The organism is Synechococcus sp. R55.8, from assembly GCF_047461895.1.
In the GTDB taxonomy this organism is placed as follows: Bacteria; Cyanobacteriota; Cyanobacteriia; order Thermostichales; family Thermostichaceae; genus Thermostichus.
The window spans coordinates 2,445-6,109 of record NZ_JANSIB010000083.1; the positions used below are offsets into that span (position 1 = coordinate 2,445).

Annotated in this window: 3 protein-coding genes; all 3 read left to right on the forward strand. The window is 56.3% G+C overall.

The window, feature by feature from the left end:
• The coding region (gene urtA / locus NW829_RS09105) for an urea ABC transporter substrate-binding protein (RefSeq protein WP_414416923.1) at positions 1-1,071 on the forward strand (1,071 nt) is incomplete at its 5' end.
• 104 nt (positions 1,072-1,175) lie between these two features.
• The gene (gene urtB, locus NW829_RS09110) at positions 1,176-2,333 is read left to right on the forward strand and encodes an urea ABC transporter permease subunit UrtB (RefSeq protein ID WP_414416924.1); all 1,158 of its coding nucleotides are present in this window, start codon (positions 1,176-1,178) and stop codon (positions 2,331-2,333) included.
• Positions 2,334-2,336: 3 nt separating this feature from the next.
• Positions 2,337-3,545 (forward strand): urea ABC transporter permease subunit UrtC, encoded by a 1,209-nt coding sequence (urtC, locus tag NW829_RS09115; RefSeq protein WP_414406554.1) that lies wholly within the window; start codon positions 2,337-2,339, stop codon positions 3,543-3,545.
• The last annotated feature ends 120 nt before the right edge of the window (positions 3,546-3,665 follow it).

A 3,665-nucleotide genomic window follows, 5' to 3' on the forward strand; every position in this document is an offset into this window, starting at 1 on the left:
ATCAAAGAGATCAATGCCGCCGGTGGGGTTTTGGGCAAGCAGATCGAGCCGATTATCGAGGATGGGGCTTCCGATTGGCCAACCTTTGCCGAGAAAGCCACCAAATTGATCGATGTGGACAAGGTGGCAACGGTATTCGGCTGCTGGACTTCGGCCAGTCGCAAAGCGGTTTTGCCGGTGTTTGAATCCAAGCAGCACCTGCTCTGGTATCCCGTGCAGTACGAAGGACAAGAGTGCTCCAAAAACATCTTCTACACCGGCGCTGCCCCCAACCAGCAGATCGAGCCTTCGGTGGAATGGCTGCTCAAGAACAAGGGCAAAGAGTTCTTCCTGGTGGGATCCGACTATGTGTTCCCCCGCACGGCCAACACCATCATCAAGGCCCAGTTGGAAGCCCTGGGGGGCAAAGTGGTGGGTGAAGACTATCTGCCTTTGGGCAACACAGAAGTTACCCCCATCATCAGCAAGATCCGGGCCGCTCTTCCCAATGGCGGTGTGATCTACAACAGCTTGAACGGCGACAGCAACGTGGCCTTTTTCAAACAGTTGAAAGGGGCAGGGCTGGGGCCGGATCGCTATCCTTCCATGTCCGTCAGCATTGCTGAAGAAGAGGTACAGGCCATCGGCCCCGAATTCTTGGAAGGGCACTTCGCCGCCTGGAACTACTTTATGACGGTGGATACGCCTGCCAACAAGAAGTTTGTGGAAGCTTTCAAGGCAGAATACGGCCAAAACCGCGTCACCAACGACCCGATGGAAGCCGCCTACATCATGGTTTACATCTGGAAGCAGGCAGTGGAAAAAGCGGGAACAGTGGAAATCGACGCCGTGCGGCAGGCAGCCTATGGCCAGACCTTTGATGCCCCAGAAGGCTTGGTAACCATGAACACCAATCACCACCTGACCAAGTATGTGCGGATCGGCCAGGTGCGCTCTGACGGTTTGTTTGATGTCATCTTTTCTACGGATGCCGTGGAGCCGCAGCCCTGGAACCAGTTTGTGGCAGAGACCAAGGGCTTTGCCTGCGATTGGTCAGATCCGGCCAAGGGCGGTCGCTACAAAGTCAGCTAGTCCTGGCCAGGGCTGGGATCCCTTGCCGTTTGGATAGGGTCGGGGATCCCGCCTAGATGCTCGGTTAGCCTCCCTAGTTTAGTTGGAAGGAGGATCCCCTGCCCATGACCTTGCTCCTGGACAGCTTGTTCAACGGCCTTAGCATCGGCACCGTCTTGCTGATAGCCGCCTTGGGCTTGGCCATTGTTTTCGGCCTCATGGGGGTCATCAACATGGCCCATGGGGAGCTGATGATGTTGGGGGCCTACACCACTTTTGTGGTTCAAAATGCCTTTCGTCCCCTAGGGGATCCCTGGCGGGATCTGTACATCTTTCCAGCTTTGGTAGCTGCCTTTGCCGTCACGGCTCTGGTGGGACTAGCCCTCGAGCGGGGGGTGATTCGCTTTTTGTATGGCCGACCCTTGGAGACCCTTTTGGCCACCTGGGGCGTGAGCCTGATCCTGCAGCAGTTTGTGCGCAGCGTCAATTGGGTGCTGGCTTTCCGCTTGGGGGCCTTCGCGGTGCTCTTTTTTGGCGGCTGGTGGCTCTTGGCCAGGCGAACGGATTGGCCGCGCCTCAAAGGGTGGACGCTGGCGCTGCTACTGGTGCTTTCCACGGCCATTGCAGCGGTGGGGGGGCGGGTGCTGGCGCAAACCTATGCTTTAGCAGTCACTCAACCCTGGTTTGGAGCCCAGAACAAAGATGTGACCGCTCCCCGTTGGCTGGGGGGTGGGATCCCGGTGGGCAGCCTGTTTTTGCCCAATACCCGCCTGTTTATCATCGCCCTCACTGTCTTCTGCATCCTAGGGCTGTACTTCTTCTTGCAACGCACCCGCTGGGGGCTGCGCATCCGGGCGGTTACCCAAAATCGGGCCATGAGCGCCTGTGTAGGGATCCCCACGCAAAAGGTGGATGCCCTTACCTTTGCCATCGGTTCGGGTCTGGCGGGAGTGGCCGGCGTGGCGGTCAGCCTGCTGGGATCCGTGGGGCCGAACACCGGCCAAAACTACATCGTGGATACCTTTATGGTGGTCGTCGTGGGGGGTGTCGGTAAGCTTTTGGGCAGCATTGTGGCAGCGCTTGGGATCGGGATTGCCAACTTTGTCATCGGCTCAGGGACGCTGGCTTTGATTTTTCCCAACGTGCCCATCCTGACCGATACCCTCAACTTTTTTGCCACCACGAGCATGGCCAAGGTGATGGTCTTTGCTTTGATCGTGGCCTTTTTGCAGGTGCGACCTCGGGGCCTTTTCCCCGAAAAAGGTCGTATGGTGGATGCCTAGGGAATGATCTCGCTTGGCGAAAACTCTAGGACCAGACTCTCCATCTTCTACTCCCTCACAAAGCCCATGAAACTGGTTCATTCCCCCCGTGCTGATCATGAAGTGGCTGCTCCCGCCGCGGGTGGGGATCCCAATTCTTCTCGCAAGCTTCTGTGGGAGGCCGGGATCCTCATCGTTTTGGTGCTGGCCTTGATCTTTGTGGCCCCAACTGTGCTGTCTGGCTTTCGGCTCAACTTGTTGGGGCGGTTTCTGGCCCTCAGCATTGTAGCTTTGGGAATCGACCTCATCTGGGGCTATACCGGCATGCTCAGTCTGGGACATGGGGTGTTCTTCGCCTTGGGGGGCTACGCTCTGGGGATGCACCTGAAATTGCAATTGCCGGAAGGTCAGATACCGGAGTTTTTCAGCCTCTACGGGGTAACGGAATTGCCCTGGTTTTGGTATCCCTTTTATTCGTTTCCGTTTACGGCTGTTGCTGTGGTCTTGATCCCGGCTTTGGTGGCGGCAGCCCTGGGGTATTTGGTGGTGAGAAATCGCATCCGAGGGGTTTATTTTTCCATTTTAACTCAGGCCACCACGATTATTTTCTTTAACTTCTTCAACGGCCAACAGCGCTTAATCAACGGCACCAACGGCCTGACCAACTTCCAGACTTTGTTTGGCCTAGATGTCAACTCGTCCGAAATGCGCTTTGCTGTCTATGTCACTACAGTTCTGGCGGTGGTTTTGGCTTACCTTCTCTGTCGTTGGCTGACCAGCGGCCTATTCGGTCGGATCCTGGTAGCCATTCGAGATGACGAGCCGCGGGTTCGTTTTTCCGGCTACGATCCCACCGGCTTTAAAGTTCTGGTGTTTGCCGTGTCTGCTGCCCTGGCGGGTGTTGCCGGAGCTTTGTTTACCTTGCAAACTGGGATCATCTCTCCCAATGCGATGGCCGTTCCCTTTTCCATTGAGATGGTAATCTGGGTGGCGGTGGGCGGTCGGGCCAGTTTGGTGGGGGCGGTGCTGGGGGCTCTGTTGGTCAACTTTGCCAAGAGCTTGCTGAGCGAAAATTTTCCCGAAATTTGGTTGTTTTTCCAGGGGGGATTGTTCCTGCTGGTGGTGCTGGTGTTGCCGGATGGACTGGTGGGTTGGGTGCGCACCCAAGGCAGGCAGCTTTGGGTCACTGTCCAGCTTTGGCGCAGGCGTTTGGCAGATACTTCCCCAGCTTAAATCTGGCTTTCTGTCGATGTGCATCATACGCAAGGTGCAAGTTCAGAGTAAAAGGATCCCAGATCTGATGGGTAAGCCAGCGATGCCAAGTGTCCTCTCTTATTTATTTGATGGGTTGAG